The organism is Bacillus sp. 05T31, assembly GCF_056396725.1.
The window spans coordinates 1-3,899 of sequence record NZ_JBFTMA010000401.1; the positions used below are offsets into that span (position 1 = coordinate 1).

Sequence of the window (3,899 nt, forward strand, 5' to 3'; positions counted from 1 at the left end):
CAATGTATGTATAAGTAACCCTCTGTCCCCTACTTCCCCATGACCAGGCACTACTGAATTTATATTTATATTTCCATATCGTTTCAGCACATTCTCAATCGATGTGGACCATTCATTTACATAAGCATCAGCAACATTCCCTAAATCTTTAGCTTCCGCAGATTTCACTAAACAGCCTCCAGCTAAAATGTTGTATTGCGGTAACCATACGACAATATTATCTTCTGTATGCCCTTTCCCTGGATAGAACGTTTCTACTTTTATATTTCCAAACTTCATATTCGTAATTGTTTGTAAGTCTCCAAGTGGCTCTTCATATCCATTTTTCTTTGCTAGTTCCGCAGTTAATGCTGTACTATGCGCTTTAATGCCTCTTTCTTTCAACGTTTTAATTCCGCCAATTCGATCAGCGTGCGCATGTGTAATAATGACATCCGTTACGCGCTTCTTAAATTTCTTTTCTACCATCTCTATTAGTTCCTTCGTTAACTTATCATCCCAAGAAGAATCGACAAGCACTAACCCTTTAGAAGTAGTAAGAACTAGACCGTTCGAAGGAACCGCTACTCCATTAAAATAACCTAACTCCGTATGAACCCATACATTTTTGTTTAACTGAGAAAGTGAAATAGTTCCGGTCTCATTCTTTATTACTTTTTGCTCTAGCTTTTGTTCCGCTTTCACAGAAGAAATTGTGCTAACAAATTGAATTGTTCCTAGTAAACTAACACATACCCCTACTTTTAATAATGTATTCTTTTTCATTTTCTCCACCCTTTCTTTCAAACTAAATAGTTATTACCTATATTAGACAATTCATCTCAAATGTTTGTTCCATCTTTTTTTACATATTTTTCATACCATTAATAAAAAGCGCACAAAATTTTGTGCGCTTTTTAACTTTCCTTTTACCATTCACGTTTTTTATTAATCATCATTTTTTCTTCAAACACCTTCTCTAAATCAATTTCTAACTTGTTTGCTAAATCACATACATTCCAAATTACATCAAACATTTCTAAACCAATCTCTCTTTTCGAATCTTGTATTTTATCACGCTTTAATATAACTTCCGCTAATTCACCTAATTCCGCCATCGCATACATCGTACGCTCTTCAATTGTTGTATCTTGAAATCCTTTTTCTTTACTGAAATTTAATACATATCTCTGGAATTCCACAATATTCATACTTAATCTCCCCTCATCACAAATACTCCATTTTTCTATTACACTTAAAATCAAAAATGTATTTTGTTAAATTATAACATTCATACTATAATTTATTTATAACCCTTTAACGGAGGTGCTTTTAATGACTCTCTTCGCTTCGCCATCATTATTCATACTAGCCATCATTTCATTTGCACTAGCATATTTCATCGGAGTAAAGCAATACACTTGGCTCTTATCAGGATTCAATGAACGCCGTGTGTCAGATAAAGTTAAGTTATCGAAGGTAGTTGGTCTTTATAATTTAACCGCTGGTGTTATCGCCACAATTGGTAGTGTCTTCACTACCCCTAATGCAAAAATCGTATTTCCTATCATTATAATTGGCCACGTTATAATAGCTACTTATGTAAATACACGTATGGTGCAGTGAAAAAAGATCACCCAAATGGATGATCTTTTTTATAACTTATCAACATATTGCTTCGCTTCTAGTAAGGAAAACCCAAAAGCCTCTCTTACTCTCTTAACTGCCGTAACTGTTTTTCCTTCTTCCATAAGCTGCCGCAACTCTTTATTAATTTCGGGTTCTCTATCTATAATTCCCATTTCTTTCGTAATTGGCTGTAATCTATCTTCCATCCGCTTTAAACGCGCATCCGTTTTCTTTTCGATTTTATTTAATTTTTCAACGATATAAATAAGCCCAAAGACCGCTATCGGTATGATCATCCAAAATTCCATGACTATTCCTCCTCATTAGCTTTCATTTGTTTTAATTCACTAACTTATGTAAATTTTACCACTAAACACATTTAATGTATAATAGCGATATACAACACTGTTGATAAAACCTTTTATTTTAGGGGGACACTTTATGAAAAGATTTTTTAAGACGTTACTACAATTTGTAGTTCTTTCAATTGCACTACATTTGTTATTTGATATCGTTGGCTGGCTTGTTTTCAGTGCACCAATTAAAAACAAACAAATCTTTATTTCCTTTATAACAGCCTCATGGCTTATGTACATGTACAGAGATAAATTTTTTAAAGCATTTACTTCGAATTAACTTAAACTAAGAAAACACTTCATCGATAAAAGATGAAGTGTTTTCCTTTTCTCTCTATTTACTACTGTATAATAAAATTAATATTCTGTTTTTAAAAGAAAGGAGCAACTATGAACTCAAAAAGTAACAATATATATGAGAAAATGAACCAATATTCCGTTGCAGGGTTAAGCTTTGCCGTTATACGTGACGGTAAACTTGATGAAGCTACTGCTTTCGGTACACTTGAATCTGGAACAACTAGAACTGTCACTACGAATTCCATATTCAATTCTTGTTCTATTAGCAAATTCATCACTACAATGCTTGTACTAACGTTATCAGATCAAGGAATCGTACATTTAGATGAAGACGTAAATGATAGACTCACATCTTGGAACATCCCTACCAATCTATTTACTTCACAGAAAAAAGTCACGCTGCGAAACTTATTAAGTCACCAATCTGGAATCATTGACTCTCCCAATAGTTTTGAACATTATACACTTGCACAAGGAATACCTAAAATCCCTGAACTTCTTGCTGGTAAAACACTATATTGCCCAGTACCTATAGAAGTAACTTATAAACCAGAAGGTGCATTTCACTACTCAGACGCAAACTTTTGTATAATTGAACAACTACTTGAAGATATTACGGGGAAATCATTTAGTCAGTTACTAGAAGAACTTATCTTCCAGCCACTACAAATGAAAAATAGTACACTCTTCTCTCCCGAAGACATAGATAAAACCGATGCTTTTGCTTGCGGGCATACTAAAGATGGAACTGTAACAAATGAGAAGTATCCATTTTATCCATTCGCAGCTGCTTCAGGCRTTTGGACAACACCAACTGACTTATCAACTTTARTWMTYGRAMTCATTCATTCCTTAMARGGAAATAGCAAACTGGAACTTTCTCAAAAAACAGTACAAGATATGATTTCTCCTCAAGGATGCTCAAAATGGACTGGGTTAGGTGTTTTTCTAGAGTATTCTAATGAAGACTTACAAATTCACTCACTTGGCTGGGGTGTTGGATTTCAATGTATGATGGTATGTAATCCATACCGAGGTAATGGCGCTGTTATTATGACGAACTCGGATTTAGGTGTTCATCAAAAGGATGGGATTATTGGTGAGATTTTAAAAATGTTATCCTTATAATTAACGAAGTAAAACAAAGAAAGAAGCTGATTCTCCCAGCTTCTTTCTTTATCCCGCATTAACGGGCAGTAAGACCCCCACCTCAAAATTCAGCGAAAGCAAAAAAATTAGATGGGGGATCAACTGCCCGTAAAAGCCCGATTGGTTCAACTAATAATCAGTGGGAGATGAAGAAAACCCCCACTGATTAAAGTTTCACTTTATATAACATTTTTCACCACAATTTTAATATGTTCTGGTGCGATAATTTCCGTTATACTTTCTTGGAAATCTTCATGCAACAGTTCTTCAATATGTTCTAATTGCACTTCGACATGTGTGCATTCTAAATTATGTATGTTTAATAGTGCATAATGATCTTTCTTCTTAATTACTAAATATTGATTTTCTTCTGTTATGAGTACAGAACCTAATCGTATTCCTAGTAGACGTTGATCATCAAACTTCACAATTTTTTCCCCTTTCCAACTACGAATGTAATTACTATACAAAAAACCTAATTTAAGG

General features: G+C 34.0%; 7 protein-coding genes. 3 read left to right on the forward strand and 4 right to left on the reverse strand.

Annotated features, from left to right (window positions below; all coding sequences use genetic code 11):
• The coding region (gene bla2 / locus AC1DJR_RS20365) for a BcII family subclass B1 metallo-beta-lactamase (RefSeq protein WP_477003369.1) at positions 1–765 on the reverse strand (765 nt) is incomplete at its 3' end.
• 143 nt (positions 766–908) lie between these two features.
• Positions 909–1,190: a MazG nucleotide pyrophosphohydrolase domain-containing protein gene (locus tag AC1DJR_RS20370; protein ID WP_429687239.1), complete on the reverse strand. Its 282-nt coding sequence runs from the start codon at positions 1,188–1,190 to the stop codon at positions 909–911.
• A gap of 124 nt (positions 1,191–1,314) precedes the next feature.
• On the opposite strand from AC1DJR_RS20370, the gene AC1DJR_RS20375 reads away from it, so the two are divergent.
• A complete protein-coding gene (locus AC1DJR_RS20375) occupies positions 1,315–1,605 on the forward strand; it encodes a DUF3784 domain-containing protein (RefSeq protein WP_429687238.1) in 291 nt (96 codons plus the stop codon).
• A 29-nt stretch (positions 1,606–1,634) separates the two neighbouring features.
• On the opposite strand, the gene AC1DJR_RS20380 is transcribed toward AC1DJR_RS20375, so the two are convergent.
• Entirely contained in the window at positions 1,635–1,916 is a 282-nt protein-coding gene (locus AC1DJR_RS20380) for a hypothetical protein (protein WP_429687237.1), read from the reverse strand.
• A gap of 133 nt (positions 1,917–2,049) precedes the next feature.
• On the opposite strand from AC1DJR_RS20380, the gene AC1DJR_RS20385 reads away from it, so the two are divergent.
• The gene (locus AC1DJR_RS20385; RefSeq protein WP_131245389.1) at positions 2,050–2,244 is read left to right on the forward strand and encodes a hypothetical protein; all 195 of its coding nucleotides are present in this window, start codon (positions 2,050–2,052) and stop codon (positions 2,242–2,244) included.
• Positions 2,245–2,354: 110 nt separating this feature from the next.
• Entirely contained in the window at positions 2,355–3,392 is a 1,038-nt protein-coding gene (locus AC1DJR_RS20390; RefSeq protein ID WP_477003370.1) for a serine hydrolase domain-containing protein, read from the forward strand.
• A 200-nt stretch (positions 3,393–3,592) separates the two neighbouring features.
• Here AC1DJR_RS20390 and AC1DJR_RS20395 read toward each other — a convergent pair whose 3' ends face one another.
• Positions 3,593–3,841 carry a hypothetical protein gene (locus tag AC1DJR_RS20395; RefSeq protein ID WP_002087603.1) on the reverse strand — a complete coding sequence of 83 codons (249 nt, stop codon included), beginning with the start codon at positions 3,839–3,841 and terminating at the stop codon, positions 3,593–3,595.
• Positions 3,842–3,899 lie beyond the last annotated feature (58 nt).